Source organism: Alteromonas sp. ABH4_454 (assembly GCF_056311775.1).
On record NZ_CM149972.1, the window covers coordinates 4464225 to 4479235 of the forward strand.

Below are 15011 nucleotides of genomic sequence, written 5' to 3' on the forward strand. Positions count from 1 at the left end.
ACAAGATATTAATAAAAAGTTTATTTAGGTTGGTTTAGGTCATTCATTAATTGCCAGATTGTTAAACCAGTTTTGATATGGAGAACGAGGTTACAATGAAAAACACAAAATACGCCGATGGTTCATTGCCTGCTACACGTAAATTTATTGCCAACAGTATTTCAATTGCACTATTGACTGGAGTCACTTTTGCTTCGATACCAACATTTGCCCAAGAGCAAGTTTCCGATAAAGATGAAGAAGCGAAAGAGGAGCAAACGGAAATTATTGAAGTCTATGGAATGCGCTCTAGCTTGAGAAGTGCTATCGATAGAAAAAAAGAAGCTGGCACAGCAACGGATTCTATCGTAGCTGAAGATATTAGTGAGTTTCCTGACAAAAATATTGGTGAAGCATTACAACGCGTAACTGGTGTTCAATTAGGGCGAGAATTCGGTGAGGGTACAGCTGTAAGTATCCGCGGTGTCGAGCCTCAATTAGTGAATGTTGAAGTTAACGGCGTTGCTGCTGTAGGGGCATCTGATCCATTTGCCGGCTCTGGACGCTCCGTTGACTTTGCTAGCATGTCTTCTGAACTGGTAAAAGCGCTAGACGTCATTAAAGGCTCTGAGGCTCGTTTAACCGAAGGGGGCATTGGTGGCACAATTAAAGTGATAACCCGTAAGCCTAACGATTTCGAAGAAAACTTCTTGCAAGTAAGCGCTGAAAATCAGTACAACGACTTAACTGAAATTAATAATCAGAAGTACAATTTCACAGGTGTTTATAAGTTTAGCGATGACGTTGGCGCCATGTTAAACCTTACAACTCAAGATCGTGCAACAGCGTTTCATGCATTGAGAAATACCGAATGGGTACGACAAGCTGATTACGATGGCTCTTTAGAAAAGACTTTTGTTGATGAAGACTATGCCGATATAACTGACGTATCGGATTGCCCCGACTCTGCCTGTGAAGCTCAATGGTATGATTTCCGTGCGAGAATTCCGCGAAACAGTGTATGGTCTAGAGATGAAGACAGAATAAGTGCTAACGCTATGTTTCAGTATCGGATTAGTACAGACCTTTCAACTCATTTTGGTGTTACATATACCGAGCGCGACTTCACTCAAGTCGATACTAATCTTCAATTAGAAGTTCCTAGTGAAAGTCATCTATACGAAGACAGCTTTACTGTTGGCGATAATCACAACGCCTCATCTTTCCTCACACGTGACGCCACAATAGTAAATCGTAGCATTAATAATGATTGGAATTTAAAAACGGCAATATACGATGCAGGTTTTGACTATAGCAACGATCTATTTTCAGTCTCAGGGGTGCTAGGTTATACCAAGCAGACTCAAAATATTTATCAAATCGAATCACGTGTAAATGCCAACAGAGTCGAGAATGTCTTGGTAGAATTTGCTGATAATGGCGCTCCGATATATGACCTCAATACCGGTAACAATCGCGCCGATGTCGATCAAATGTTTGACGCAAATAGCGCAGACTCATATTGGTTTTACTCTCGAATCTACGATAAGCCAATTGCGCAAGATAATGACCAACTAATGGGTAAACTTGATTTTACTTACTATATACCAGAAGGCTTTTTCTCCAAAGTCCGTTCAGGTGTACGCGTAAGCTCAGAGTACCAAGATCATGAATTACTAGACCGCCGTATTACTAGAATTGCCGGCAATGAATACGGCGGTACTGAGTGGACCTTAGAAGACCAGGCCTCGTTAATTGACGCTAACTCCTATACTGTTGATAACTATTTTGGAAACTATGATCCTGGTGTGCCAGTTATTGATAGCTGGTTGGCACTTAAGCCCCTAGAGTTTTACAACGGCTTTATGGACATTCACGGAGACAATATATCCGACGCTGAAAAAGCCTTTACTCAGGCAGGCTACTATGAAGTAGAGATGGATTCCCAAGCCTTTTATGTCCAGGCTGATTTTGAATCTGAAATAGGCGATATTCCCTATTGGGGAAACATGGGCATGCGTTACGTTCGCACTCAAGTAGATACAACGGGCAATGCTATCGTTCAAGTTCAGGTCGATGTGGTAGATGGCGATCCAGATCAAGGTAATATGATTGACCCAGACCATCCAGAAGCTTTTAACGACCAAACGACGTTATCAAACGACTACAGTGAGCTTTTGCCCAGCTTTAATGTAAACTTTGGATTGATTCCTGATGAACTAATTCTTTATTTTGGCGCTGCCAAAGTTATGGCCCACCCAAAAGCTAAAGATCTCAATATATCAGCGAGCTGTACTCTTCGTTTAGACGCACTCTCACAACAAGAAGGTCGCCCAAATACGTGTACTGCGGGTAACCCTCGCCTTCAGCCCTACGTGGCTAAGCAACTGGACGTGGCATTAAATTGGTATCCTAACGAGGATTCAATGCTTTCTGGGGCGTATTTTACCAAAAAAATGGATAGTTGGATTCTAGATGCAATTGAAACGTTTGATCAGGACTTTTTTGGTGACGGGAACTTATACGATGTAAGACAGAAAATTAATGGAAGTGGCGTAACAACAAATGGTATAGAATTGGCAGGGTCGACCTTCTTCTCTATGCTACCAGCCCCGTTTAACAATATGGGGATCAACGCAAACTACACTTACATGACTTCCGAAGATGTCGGCTTGTTCAATCAACTAACGGGAGAGGAACTAGACTTCCCTTCTCAATCGCAAAATAGCTATAACATAACGTGGTTTTATGAGACGCCACAAGTGAGTGTTAAATTCGCTTATAATTACAGAGATAGCTATCTCCAAGCACCTGCAGATAGGGGCGGTAACCCTGTATACGTAGATGATGCAGGTTTCTTAGACGCGAAAGTGGTCTATCGCCCTCAAGATGGTATGTTGGAAAACTTCAAATTTCATTTCGACGTTAGAAATCTACTTAAAGAAGGCAATATATATGTCAATGGCCCAGGCCGTATCAGTGACATCCGATACTCTGGAAGAGAGTTTTCTGTAGGCTTCACTTATAAGATGTAAATAGCAGTATGTAGATATAGGGGCTAATAGCCCCTATTTTACTTAACTAATAGTCACTCTTGGTTACGTATAAACACGAGTTCAGTTGATGAACTTTGTTATTCACCAAACGCATAATCGTCTACGTCGAAGTTTTTCAAACCTTTTACATCTTCTACTTGGTTTTCAAGAATATAGCGCGCCATTAAACCACGCGCTTTCTTCGCAAAAAAACTCATAAATTTTACTGACCGTTTTACAGTCTTTAAACGTTGGCGTGATGTTCATGCCGTCTAAAGACTTCTTCTTAATCGCTTTAAAGTACTCATTTGGAGCAAGGTTCTTCAACACATTGTCACGCTGTGCTTCTAATGCCCTATTTAGCAAATAAGTTATGCGAGCGTCCCATAACGCATACAGGTCTTTACCTTCAGGGTTTGCTAATTTAGTGCCCATTTCTAAACGATAGGTCTGCATTAAGTCTAAAGGACGAAGAAATCCGTACAGGCCGCTTTTTTAAACAAAGAAAAAATCGAAGATGACCAACTTAGGGAAGACACAACGCAAGAAGCAGATAACCTGCTTAATATGTTTAATAGCTTGCTACACATAAGTAGCCTTGAAACTCCTAACAAAAAAGAAGGCTTTTGTATCACCGACGTGCGCGCCATCGTGGAAGACGTGGCTGACCTTTCCATTCCCTTGCAGAGGAGCGCAATATCGCCCTATCGAGCTCGACGCAGCCACAATGCTTGCTGATCCTAATCTACTCTTTTAAGCTGTAGCGAACGTGTTAGATGGTGCCATAAAGTACTGTAACGAAAACAATGTAGTTACCGTAGAACTTTCTATCACGGCGAGTCATATCGTGACTGCCGTGAACTGTGCTGGAGTTGGCGTGGGTGAACATGTAATTGTGAATCGAGAACGCCGGTTTTATCGGGCAGACGGGAGTAGAACCAGCAAAGAAAATGGGTTGGGCTTATCACTCGTATACGACATTGTGAAGCTACACGATGGAAGCATTTGGTTTATTCATTACCCGCTTCTTAAAGGGCGCGGGTTAGGCGTGTTATTTACGTTTACGCGTTAAGCCTTGAGCTATCGCTTTTGTCGACAAATAAAAAAACGCTGAAGCTTTTTTCTGAGCATCAGCGTTTTTTCCGACATTTTCATTGTCTCACTATATGTCGACCGCCTATGCCAATAACGACTTCACGTATGCTTTAATATCTTCATCTTGACCGTGGTCAAATAGACATTGTTGAAAACGCTCGCCAGATACAGCTGTTTTAACCAGTTCAACGTCCATTTTTTTCAGTGAATCAACATAGCTCTCCGGAGCCAACCCACGTTTCAAATCTGCGAGAATACCAGCGTTTCGTACTTGGGGTTCTTTACGTTCAACAGGATAGCCAGCACCACGCTCTCCTGTTAACGCTTTCTCAAAGATATAGCGCGCATTAAGTTCAGCGCCCCACCCAAAGCCTTTGGCAAAAGGTAGCGCTAACGCATTTCCATTGTTAACTTGGTTAAACAGAAATGCATCTGAAGGGTCGATGCAGTAACCGCAAAAAACGCCTGGGTGAGCATTCAAAGACATCATTGCTCCTTGACCCGTACCACAGCCGGAAATGACGAAATCGACAGCCTTAGAATTGAGTAAGATAGCTCCCATTATGCCCAAGTGCACATAGGTAAGGTGATGATCCGTTTCACTATTCATACCCACGTTGAATACATCGTGTCCCAACGAGTCTGCGACGCTCGTGAGCTCATTTAATATTATCGGATTCTTAGTCGCTTGACTGTTTTCCATCATTAGTGCAATTTTCATAACTTCTCCAAACTGATTCTTTCTTTATCCGAGATTGAGCTAGCCTAGCATACCTACAATTTACACCTCACTGTGTACTCTCAACTACTATGACTTAGTTCCATATTTGAAATAAACGATGTATATGCTTTTGCTTCTGATGCAAAAAGAAGTTTTTGCTTTGGTTGCCATAGAGGCTAACGAAAACGAATATGGTCTCGATTAAGTTCACATATACAGCTACACCCCATCAAACGCATATCACGCTCAATTTCAGCCACCATTAGTTTCATTGCGCGCTCAACGCCCTTCTCTCCAGCCGCGGCGAGGGCGTAGAGGTAGTAGCGCCCTAATCCGACCGCCTTAGCACCGAGCGCCAGCGCTTTCAACACATGCGTACCTCGTTGAATACCGCTGTCAAATATCACGTCGATTTGCTCACCGACCGCATCCACTATCTCAGCGAGTTGATCAAATGAGCTCCTTGAACCGTCTAATTGCCTACCACCATGGTTAGAAATAACAATGCCCGTACAGCCTATATCAACAGCACGCTTGGCATCTTCTACACTCATAATCCCCTTAAGACAAAATTGACCATCCCAAAACTTAACCATTTCGGCCACATCGTCCCAGTTCATGGATGGGTCTAACATGTTGGTAAAATAGTCGCCTATCGAACTTGTTCCGCCCCCCATATTGATGTGTGCATCTAATTGAGGCAGAGAAAACTTTTCATGCGTGACGTAGTTAATGCCCCAAGCGGGCTTCGATAAAAATTGCCACAGGCCAGCAGCATTCAATTTAAACGGAATTGAAAATCCAGTCCGTAAATCACGCTCTCGATTCCCCCCAGTAATGGAGTCAACGGTCAACATCATTACTTCGATCCCAGACGCTTTAGCCCGCTCCATCATTGCTTGGTTTAAACCACGGTCTTTATGAAAGTAAAATTGATAAACTTGTGGGGTGTTAAATTGCTTAGCTATCTCCTCCATACTCACAGTACCTAGTGAGGATACGCCAAACATGGTGCCGTACTTCTCTGCAACCGACGCCACTGCCCTTTCCCCTTGGTGATGAAAGAGTCGTTGCAGCGCGGTAGGTGAAAGATATACAGGCAACTTGAGCTGTTGCCCCATTACGCTCACGCTTAAATCAATCTCTTTAACACCAGTTAGTACATTAGGCACTAGGTCGCAGTCATTGAAAGCATTGGAATTGCGTCGTAACGTTGTTTCGTCGTCTGCGCCCCCATCAATGTAATTAAATATGGGGCCGGGTAATTTCTTTTGTGCCAACTTTCTGAAATCATGGAAGTTGTGACAATGACTCAATTTCATGAAAACTCCGCCATCAAAAGTGATGAATGAAACGAAAACAGCCCGCGTAAACGGGCTGAAAATTAATGATAAAGCACACTTACACTGATGACACTACTTGCCAGCAATAGTGTAAATATGTTGTCGAGCCTTCCTCATTACACAATCCCTGAGCCCGTTGCATTAGGATCTCTCGGGCGTGCTTTCGCCATATTCTCTCGATAATTAGATTTGCGATAAACCGCCAGCGGATCTATTGCCGCCCCTTTGCGCAATCGAGCCATTGCCAAAATAGGCGACACGTCCAGATTAAACGCATTTTTTAGTTCAAGAGATGCCATTAGTGCGTCGTTTTCATCTTGATAACCATATAGCTTTTCACGGTCAACGATGAGCGCTTTCACATATGAACGTTGAACCTCAATCGCTGAGTTAATCAAACTCTCCGCAGGGTCAGTCACATTGTGCGACTGGTCCAACATATATGCAGGCCCAAACTCTTCTTGCTGACGATATTCTGCATCAACCAATTCATTAAAAATAAGAAATTGCTGATAAGGATGCAGAGAGCCACTGTCTAAATCGTCATCTCCGTATTTACTGTCATTGAAGTGGAACCCGCCCAATTTTTTAAATTGAATTAGACGAGACACAATCATCTCAATATTGGTATTGGGTGCATGATGCCCTAAATCAACAAGCGATTTACATTTAGGTCCTAGCTGCATAGCTGCTAGAATATTTGACCCCCAATCTTGAATAATGGTCGAGTAAAACGCAGGCTCGAACATTTTGTGCTCAATATGCATTTCCCAATCGTCAGGCAACCCTTTATAAATTTCTTCCATGCTTGACAGATAACGTTCAAATGCGCGTTGGAAGTGTTGTTGACCGGGGTGATTTGAGCCGTCACCTACCCATACCGTGAGACTTTTCGCACCGAGTTTTCTACCGTATTCAATACAGTCTAAATTGTGGGCAATAGCGAGTTCTCGAGAGGCTTTTTGTGTATTGCTCAAGCTGCCGTACTTGTAAGACGCGGTTTGCCCCACTTGATCTTGAAAGGTATTAGAATTGACCGATACCCACTTTATGCCATATTCGTCTGCTTTCTCTTTTAGCTCACTAAAATCTGAGACCTTGTCCCACGGAAAGTGCGGAGAAACACTATCAGTACAACCAGAAAGCTCATTGATTACGGCGCAATCCTCCAGCTTTTCCCAAATATTGCGAGGCTCGCCTTCGCCAGGAAAACGCGCAAACCGTGTTCCACCCGTACCGGTTCCCCAAGAAGGAACAGCAATCTGAAATTCGCCCGCGGCGCAGGTAAGCCGCTCAATATCCACGTCACTCCGTGCTAGCTTCTCGCCTAGCGCTGCATAATCTGCTTCTAAATCACGCTTTAGTGTGACGTTCTCTTTTTCTAGTAATGTTTGATCTATTCGTTTTAACATAAAGTCGCTCCTACCGCAGAAATGCTTCGTGTAAACCACCATCAACACTGATAACTTGTCCGGTAGTTTTGCTCAACTGTCCCGACACAAGTAAATACGCCGCCTCAGCTTGGTCTTCTGGTGTAATAGGTTGTTTTGTTAGTGTGCGTTGTGCGTAAAATTGCGCTAGCTTATTTCTCAGTGACTCTGTTGATTCACTATCTTCAAAGGCTATATCATATTTTGAAAGAGAAGAGATAACGCGATCTCTAGGGAACATGTTGCTTCCTTGTACCACAGTCGCTGGCGCTAATGCATTCACATTGATCAACGGCGAGAGCGTCACCGCAAGTTCACGCATCAAGTGATTTGCAGCGGCTTTACTCGTGTCATAAGCAAGTGAACCCTTTTTCGATACCGCGGCGTTAACACTCGTCGTTAAAACCATGGCGCCATTCAGCCCCTGCTTTTCCCAAATTTTTTGCGCTTCAGACGCCACAATGTAACCGCCTTTAACGTTCACACCGAAGCTAACATCAAAGACGCTGTCGTTTTTAATTAGATCTGGCCCTTCGGCAATAAAGACGCCTGCAGTAACAATGACCTTATCAATACCGCCATAGGCGAAAACAACCTCTGCCAACATTGCTTCAACGGCTTCACGCCGTGTGATATCGACAGCTAAAGCAATAGCAGGGCCACAAGCTGATATTCCACTGCCTGCAACGCCAATACCTTGGCCATATATATCAGTTAGCTCTTTAGCCGTCGCTTCAGCACTATCCAAATTAAGGTCAGCGCATACAACATGTGCCCCTTCTCTGGCAACCCGGTGCGCCGTAGCTTTACCGATGCCATCACCAGCACCAATAACCACCACTACATCTCTTGCCAGTGTTTTCTCGGCCGGCATACGCTGCAGTTTAGCTTCTTCAAGTGCCCAGTATTCTATGTCAAAAGCTTCTTGAGCAGGCAGCGCCGTATATTCAGAGATAGCCTCTGCCCCACGCATCACTTCAATAGCACAATTGTAGAATTCTGCGGTAACCCGCGACTCACTTTTGTTTTTGCCCCAAGCAATCATACCCACACCGGGAATCAATACGACCGTTGGACTCGGGTCGCGCATCTTAGGAGAATCGGCCCGTTTACACGCGTTATAGTAAGCCGTGTAATCCTCGCGATATTTCGCAAGACCGCGTTCGAACTTCTCAATCAGGATATGTATGTCGTCTTGCTCAGGATTAAAATCGACATAAAGCGGTTTTATCTTCGTACGTAAGAAATGATCTGGACAAGACGTACCTAATTCGGCTAATCGTGGCGCATCAACACTGTTAACAAAACGCAATGTAGCTTCATCGTTTTGGACTGTGCCTATAAACTTCACATTGTTAGACAACATACCACGTGCTACGGGTAGAAACTTAGTTAGCATCGATTTACTACTATATTCATCGAGCGATGGGTATTTTTGACCACCAAATGTCATTTCACCTTTATCGTGTTCTTCAATATAGCGCGCCGCCGTTTCAACAACCCATAATGATGTTTCATAACAGCTTTTGCTTTCATTCGACCAATTGGTGTGACCGTGTTGGCCTAACAGAATACCCCATATTTCCGGGTTTTCAGCATAAGTATCTTCACACAGTTTCGCAGCTTCCCACCCCGGACGCATCCAAGGTACATAAGCTAACTTACCTCCCCATATAACCTCAGTTAATACTCTTTGATCTTTGCAAGATGCGACAGATATCACTGCATTCGGGTGTAAATGATCGACATGCTTCTCACTAATCATTGAGTGCAAAGGTGTATCAATTGAAGAAGCGCGAGGGTTTAAACAAAAGTTACAGTGTTTAAACATACCGACCATGCGGTCTTCACCAGCAGATTTGTAACCCTTATCGCTAAACGACTGATAAGTATTATCCAGGGCATTCAACTTATCCTGATAAAGTGATGAAAAGTTCTCTTTTTTAGATGTTCTTAAGTCACCACCAGACCCTTTTACCCACAATACTTCGACGTCCTCTCCAGTAAGGGGGTCCGTTTCAATAAGTTTCGCTGACGTATTGCCGCCACCGGTATTAGTAATTCGCTGGTCTTCACCAAGTTTATTGGAGCGATATACAAGGTTTTCGACGGGATCAAGTTTGTCAGCAACGTCATCTTCCCATAGGTACTTTACGAATTTGTAGTCTTCTGGCTTATAAGGCATGTAAGCGCGTCCTGTGAATGTATTTTACGAGTTTTGGGCAAAAAGCAAACTAAACCAGCCCACTAACGCTCAATATACATCCACAACAATCTATGTCAATCATTTTCAATCACAATTAAACATTAATGTTACATATGAAACACATGAAGATTACATCAGCAATAAGTTAATAAAGAGAGAAAGGCATTGTAGGAGTGACCCCTAGCTAAGACGCTTAAGGTATGCAGCAATAGAAGAGTGTTTTATAAAAAATGGAGTTGATGTTTAGCGCGTTACAAAACAAAAACGCGGTAGTAAAGCGCTAACAAACACGAGTTAATCGCAGGCCTGTACCACAATCACATTTACGCCGTTGTCTTCCAATTTTTTCAAGGTTGCAGCGTCGGCATTACTATCAGTAATTACGGTATCTACGTCTTTTATCCCGCAAAAGATAAGATTCCCTTTCACGCCAATTTTTGAGCTATCGGCAAGCACAATAAGCTTCTCAGCCCGTTTTCGTAGCTTCTGCTCGGCAAGTATAAGCAGCGGGTCTCCCTCCACTACACCGAATTCACTTACGCCAGGGGAACCCATGAACATTTTACTGCCGCGATAATTTTGCGTGGTGTCATTCTCAAACGAACTTAAAATTATGCTTTGTTTTCGGTACACCTCACCGCCAGGCAAAGTTACCTGATTCTGACTATTTTCAAGCAGCTCATGAGCAAGTACAAACGAGTTGGTTAATACATTCATACGTCGATCAACTAAGAACTCCGACATCATGAACGTCGAGCTTCCACCATTGATAATAATTGATTCGCCATCTTCACACATTTCCGTAGCAGCCTTGGCAATCATACGTTTAGTGTTGGTATTTTTTTCTCTATCGACTAGGAATGCATTACCTGATAGGCGTATATTCGATACGGATCGACTCTCTATCACTTGAGCGCCGCCACGTATTTTCTCTAGCTTATTTTGTGCCGCCAATTTATTGAGGTCTCGGCGTATAGTGGCTTCTGATGAATTCAGCTGCGTGCACAAATCTCGCACGCTGATGAAGGTGGCTTCATCAAGAATATCGAGAATCAATTGGTGGCGCTGTTTCTCAAGCATGAATATCCCTTGTCGTTAGGTCTTTTTGTTAACATTAATATAACCACAGTTACGCTCAACATCAATCATACACTATTGAAAACGCGTTAATTTGATTGGTTTATGCGAAATAGCCATTGTGCTCTGTACTTTTCCATACCGCTAAAATTTGACGCTAAGCATGGCTCTACTGCGATATCACTTCCATCATAATGCTCAAATTCCGTCAATGCCGATGCTCCCAGTACAGTACCGGTATTGTCAGCAGACAACCAAACTTTTTGATGAGGGCGTAATTGAGCTACCAACGCACAGAGTAGTTGGTTTTTTAAGAATGCGCCCTCAATATAAATTTCGCCGTGCGCGTCTAAATCGTCTAATCGCCGATCAATCATCAATGCACAATATAAGGTTGCAATGGCGTGCACAGAACTCGAGTTCTCTGGGCAATACTGTCTGGGCGAAAGTCCACCAAAAGGCCCATTTCCGTTACTGTAATCGGGCGTTACCATCCACAAATTATCTATGGCGGTTTGAAGATCTTGCTGGGTCGGTGACATCACTATATTGCCCCCCAAAGAAGCACAGATTCGTTCGTATTCACGGCCTCCCATAAAACGGGCGCAAGCAACGGGGTTACCATAAACATCGACGTTTGACAGGGTATCCTGATGATTTCCCAAGCCTTCAAGGTTACCGTTTACTTGCATTAAAATGGTCCAGGTTCCCGTTGAAATGACAGAGAATGCTTTATTATGGTTTAGTTTCAAATACCGCAGTAAGCTCGCATTGCTGTCATGGACCCCCGTATAAACTTTGCAACTTATCGGCAACCCCGTCTCTTCACTAACCTCATCTGTCACAGTGCCTAAACAATCCCACGCATTTTTTAAAGGGGGAAAAAGCTGGTGCCAACTTTGTTTCTCGACTAAGGTGGAATACTGACCTGAAACCGGTTCCCATAGATCCGTATGGCACCCTAGGGAGGTGACTTCTGTAGCCAGTTCACCGCAGAGCCTCCAGGCCCAATATTGCGGGTACATCAACATCGCGGTTGCAGAGGAAAATGCTTTTGGGTAATGACTCTCAAGCCAAAACAACTGTTTACCAAGGTTTAGACCGCAAGGTAGCGAAGGAGAGAACGTTTCATTGAAACTTGGTTTCACAGTCATATAATCTTTTTCGCAACTATCTACACCTTCGTATTCGTAGTCTAATATAGGCAGTACCAACCCCGTAGGGTTAGATTTATCTGTATGATTAATTAAAGCACCAGCTGCTCCGTGCGTTGTTACGCTAATCGCTTCTACCGAGGCTGTGAAATTACATGAGCGTAGTGTCTCGGTAAGCCAAGACCAGATTGCATTGACATCGCACTGACTATACATACCTATAACCGGCGAGTTTTTACAGCTAAAACTGGCTAATTCAGTATTATTTTCGAGAAACAACAGCTTAATGTGTGTTTTCCCTATGTCTAAAACGGCTTTTCTCATGAATGAATACTTCCTTATGGTATTTGTGCCTAAATTAAGGCGATTAACCTACCGGGCTAGATAATAAATCAACATGGTTACAGTCCATCACTTGGCGAGGAATGATAGCGCCAGGATGGCGAATAATCGTACCCGCTAATTTTGCGGCAACTTCAACAGCGTGCGTTACTGACATTTTTTTTGCCCTGCACGCCAAGTACCCTGCGGTAAAACCGTCGCCCGCTGATGTGGTATCGACTACGTCTGTTACTGGTACGATAGAGACAGAGGTGTCTTCGAATGGAGTAACGACTCTTACAGGTTTAACCCCATCTTTTAAGATCATCTCCTGTGGCGACATAGAGGAAAAAAAGTCTACTATTTTAGGTATAGAAGCATGTCCAAATAATGCGGTATGATCTTCCAACCCTGGAAATACAATATCGCTTAAAGAATAAGCTTTTTGTGTCCAATAGACTGCATCTTCAAGCCCTTCCCACAACATAGGGCGATAGTTCGGATCAAAAGCAATGGTTGCCCCCTTGGCCTTACTCTCTTCTAGGAAGTCGAGCAACATCTGTCGTTGAGCCGCACAAAGCACGGCAAGGGTTATGCCTGTAAAATAAATGAGATCAGCGTTGTCTAGCGTTACACCGTGATTAAAAGCAAGATTCATAAGATCTTTAGCGGCGGACCTATCACGCCAATAATGAAAAGAGCGCTCACCTTGTGAGTCGGTTTCTATTGCATAAAGTCCAGGCAAACGGTTGCGATGTTTTAACATCAGCGAGCTATCTATCCCCTCCTCTTCAGCGAAATGGCTTATACGCTGACTAAATTTATCAGTACCAATTGCGGTTAAATAGCTCACCTGACTCTCATTAAACACCCGCTTGAAGTAGATTGCACTATTGAAGGTATCACCTGCGACGTTTAGGGTAACGTTTTTACTCTCTGTCATAGGCAGCTCTACCATCACCTCGCCAATAAAAACACTGTGGTACATAAATTTGCTCTAGGTTGTTTGTGGTTTTGCGATAATCGGAAAAATTTATTTTGCTCTATCTAGCTGATACGTATCTTTATAGATGCCACGAGCGGCTTCTTTAACCAAGTCGGATACTTGTTGGATATTACCTTTAGGAAATACTGCCGCAGGAGTTGTGATACCAAGTGCGGCTACTACTGTGCCCATGCTATCTCTGACAGGTACAGCGACACAGCGTATATCCTTGTTGTATTCCCTTTCATCGACGGCATACCCCATGGCTCTTACCCTAGATAACTCTTTCTCGAGCACATCAATCTCAGTAATCGTCAGGTCAGTATGTTTTTCCATCGGATGCTCTTCCATAAGTAGCTCGACATTATCTGCATATAAGAATGCGAGAAATACCTTTCCTGTGGCAGAGCAATGAAGCTGAGCTTCCCCCCCGGACGCTTAGACACCATCAAGGGGCTAGGACTGTCAAACACTTCCACTATTAGTGCTTTCCCATGGTTTGGCACCGCTAAGTGGGCGGTATACCCCGTTTGCAGCGCTAAACGTTGAATATGGGGGATGGCAAAATGCTGCAGACGGTCAGAATGGATAACTTGTAACCCTAGCTGTAATAGACTTGCTCCGCTGAAATAGAGTTTGCCCCGCTTTTCGAGCAGGTTTTCTGCCAGTAGCGTTTTTAACAAACGAAACACTGTGGTTCTTGGAAGAGACAACGCTTCCTCTAGGGCTTGCATACTTAACCCTTGCTCGCTATTTGCCATCAATCGTAAAATTTCGCAAGCATGAACCACACTGGGTATTGTGTAACGTTCTGTCGCCATGTTGACTCCATCTTTTTGAAGTGCTGAAGCGCTTTCGCGCCTCGGACTCAAGGTTATTAACGCGCTAAGAAACCGCCATCGACTGCAAGGATATGACCATTTACATAGGCACTGGCATCGCTGGCTAAGAATACCGCCGCACCTTGTAAATCTTCTGCCTCGCCCCAACGATTTGCTGGGATACGCTTGAGTATTTCATTGCTGCGTTCACTGTCATCTTGAAGCGCTTGCGTGTTATCGGTACGAATGTAGCCAGGAGCAATGGCGTTAACTTGAATATTGTGCTGCCCCCACTCGTTCGCTAATGCCTTAGTTAAGCCAGCGATAGCATGTTTGCTAGCGGTGTATGCAGGCACCGTAATACCCCCGCTGTAACTGAGCATTGAAGCTATATTGATGATTTTTCCACGCCCGTGTTTGACCATAGTCTTACCAATTGCTTGGGACAATATAAATGCAGAATCAATATTCACATGCATCACATTCTGCCATTGTTCAAGTGGAAATTCCGTTGCTGGCGCGCGATAAATGGTACCGCCGTTGTTAACTAAAATATCTACGCTACCTGTTACTGTCAGTGCTTCATCAGCGAGCGCGCGCGTTGCATCCGCATCACTTAAATCAGCACTAAGGGCATATGCATTCAGGCCTAGTTCCTTAATTTTAGTCACTGTGTCATCACAGCCACCTTTTCGACTACTGGCACAAATTACAGTTGCGCCTGATTGAGCCAGACCCACCGCAAGCGCTTGTCCGATACCTCGGCTTGCTCCTGTAACCAGGGCAGTCTTGCCATGTAGTTCAAAATTTAAAGCCATCGCTTCTTGCTCCCTAATACTAAAAT

At 43.8% G+C, this 15011-nt stretch carries 11 protein-coding genes and 2 pseudogenes; 2 read left to right on the plus strand and 11 right to left on the minus strand.

Translation table 11 applies throughout. The annotated features are described in order from the left end of the window. Positions 1–95: 95 nt before the first annotated feature. Positions 96–3014: a TonB-dependent receptor gene (locus ACYX4W_RS19445; protein ID WP_476074262.1), complete on the plus strand. Its 2919-nt coding sequence runs from the start codon at positions 96–98 to the stop codon at positions 3012–3014. A 98-nt stretch (positions 3015–3112) separates the two neighbouring features. Here the strand turns inward: ACYX4W_RS19445 and ACYX4W_RS19450 are convergent. Continuing rightward, positions 3113–3506, minus strand: a pseudogene (locus ACYX4W_RS19450) (YaaA family protein); the annotation flags it as partial. 277 nt (positions 3507–3783) lie between these two features. Here ACYX4W_RS19450 and ACYX4W_RS19455 point away from each other — a divergent pair. Next, entirely contained in the window at positions 3784–4086 is a 303-nt protein-coding gene (locus ACYX4W_RS19455; protein ID WP_476074263.1) for an ATP-binding protein, read from the plus strand. A 105-nt stretch (positions 4087–4191) separates the two neighbouring features. Here ACYX4W_RS19455 and ACYX4W_RS19460 read toward each other — a convergent pair whose 3' ends face one another. The 10 genes and pseudogenes from ACYX4W_RS19460 to kduD form a co-directional block, all read right to left on the minus strand. Then, complete coding sequence (locus ACYX4W_RS19460) at positions 4192–4830, minus strand: RpiB/LacA/LacB family sugar-phosphate isomerase (protein WP_474805005.1); 639 nt, start codon at positions 4828–4830, stop codon at positions 4192–4194. Between the two features lie 176 nt (positions 4831–5006). Next, a complete protein-coding gene (locus ACYX4W_RS19465) occupies positions 5007–6152 on the minus strand; it encodes an alpha-hydroxy acid oxidase (protein ID WP_476074264.1) in 1146 nt (381 codons plus the stop codon). Between the two features lie 137 nt (positions 6153–6289). Next, the gene (gene rhaI / locus ACYX4W_RS19470; protein WP_474854605.1) at positions 6290–7585 is read right to left on the minus strand and encodes an L-rhamnose catabolism isomerase; all 1296 of its coding nucleotides are present in this window, start codon (positions 7583–7585) and stop codon (positions 6290–6292) included. Between the two features lie 10 nt (positions 7586–7595). Next, entirely contained in the window at positions 7596–9788 is a 2193-nt protein-coding gene (locus ACYX4W_RS19475; protein ID WP_474804999.1) for a bifunctional rhamnulose-1-phosphate aldolase/short-chain dehydrogenase, read from the minus strand. A gap of 315 nt (positions 9789–10103) precedes the next feature. Beyond that, entirely contained in the window at positions 10104–10889 is a 786-nt protein-coding gene (locus tag ACYX4W_RS19480; RefSeq protein WP_474804997.1) for a DeoR/GlpR family DNA-binding transcription regulator, read from the minus strand. Positions 10890–10975: 86 nt separating this feature from the next. Next, complete coding sequence (locus ACYX4W_RS19485) at positions 10976–12364, minus strand: FGGY-family carbohydrate kinase (RefSeq protein WP_476074265.1); 1389 nt, start codon at positions 12362–12364, stop codon at positions 10976–10978. Positions 12365–12407: 43 nt separating this feature from the next. After that, positions 12408–13349, minus strand: a complete 942-nt coding sequence (locus tag ACYX4W_RS19490; RefSeq protein WP_476074266.1) for a sugar kinase — start codon at positions 13347–13349, stop codon at positions 12408–12410. 45 nt (positions 13350–13394) lie between these two features. Next, positions 13395–13718: pseudogene (locus tag ACYX4W_RS19495) on the minus strand (IclR family transcriptional regulator domain-containing protein); the annotation flags it as partial. Then, positions 13661–14167, minus strand: a complete 507-nt coding sequence (locus ACYX4W_RS19500) for an IclR family transcriptional regulator (RefSeq protein ID WP_474804991.1) — start codon at positions 14165–14167, stop codon at positions 13661–13663. The pseudogene ACYX4W_RS19495 and the gene ACYX4W_RS19500, both read right to left, overlap by 58 nt. A gap of 56 nt (positions 14168–14223) precedes the next feature. Next, complete coding sequence (gene kduD / locus ACYX4W_RS19505; protein WP_476074267.1) at positions 14224–14985, minus strand: 2-dehydro-3-deoxy-D-gluconate 5-dehydrogenase KduD; 762 nt, start codon at positions 14983–14985, stop codon at positions 14224–14226. Between the last annotated feature and the right edge of the window lie 26 nt (positions 14986–15011).

Excerpts from the sequence above, each read along its gene's own strand:
- ACYX4W_RS19500 (WP_474804991.1), bottom strand. The coding sequence starts at position 14,167 with ATGGCGACAGAACGTTACACAATACCCAGTGTGGTTCATGCTTGCGAA.
- ACYX4W_RS19485 (WP_476074265.1), bottom strand. The coding sequence starts at position 12,364 with ATGAGAAAAGCCGTTTTAGACATAGGGAAAACACACATTAAGCTGTTG.
- ACYX4W_RS19465 (WP_476074264.1), bottom strand. The coding sequence starts at position 6,152 with ATGAAATTGAGTCATTGTCACAACTTCCATGATTTCAGAAAGTTGGCA.
- rhaI (WP_474854605.1), bottom strand. The coding sequence starts at position 7,585 with ATGTTAAAACGAATAGATCAAACATTACTAGAAAAAGAGAACGTCACA.
- kduD (WP_476074267.1), bottom strand. The coding sequence starts at position 14,985 with ATGGCTTTAAATTTTGAACTACATGGCAAGACTGCCCTGGTTACAGGA.
- ACYX4W_RS19460 (WP_474805005.1), bottom strand. The coding sequence starts at position 4,830 with ATGAAAATTGCACTAATGATGGAAAACAGTCAAGCGACTAAGAATCCG.
- ACYX4W_RS19480 (WP_474804997.1), bottom strand. The coding sequence starts at position 10,889 with ATGCTTGAGAAACAGCGCCACCAATTGATTCTCGATATTCTTGATGAA.
- ACYX4W_RS19475 (WP_474804999.1), bottom strand. The coding sequence starts at position 9,788 with ATGCCTTATAAGCCAGAAGACTACAAATTCGTAAAGTACCTATGGGAA.
- ACYX4W_RS19445 (WP_476074262.1), top strand. The coding sequence starts at position 96 with ATGAAAAACACAAAATACGCCGATGGTTCATTGCCTGCTACACGTAAA.
- ACYX4W_RS19490 (WP_476074266.1), bottom strand. The coding sequence starts at position 13,349 with ATGTACCACAGTGTTTTTATTGGCGAGGTGATGGTAGAGCTGCCTATG.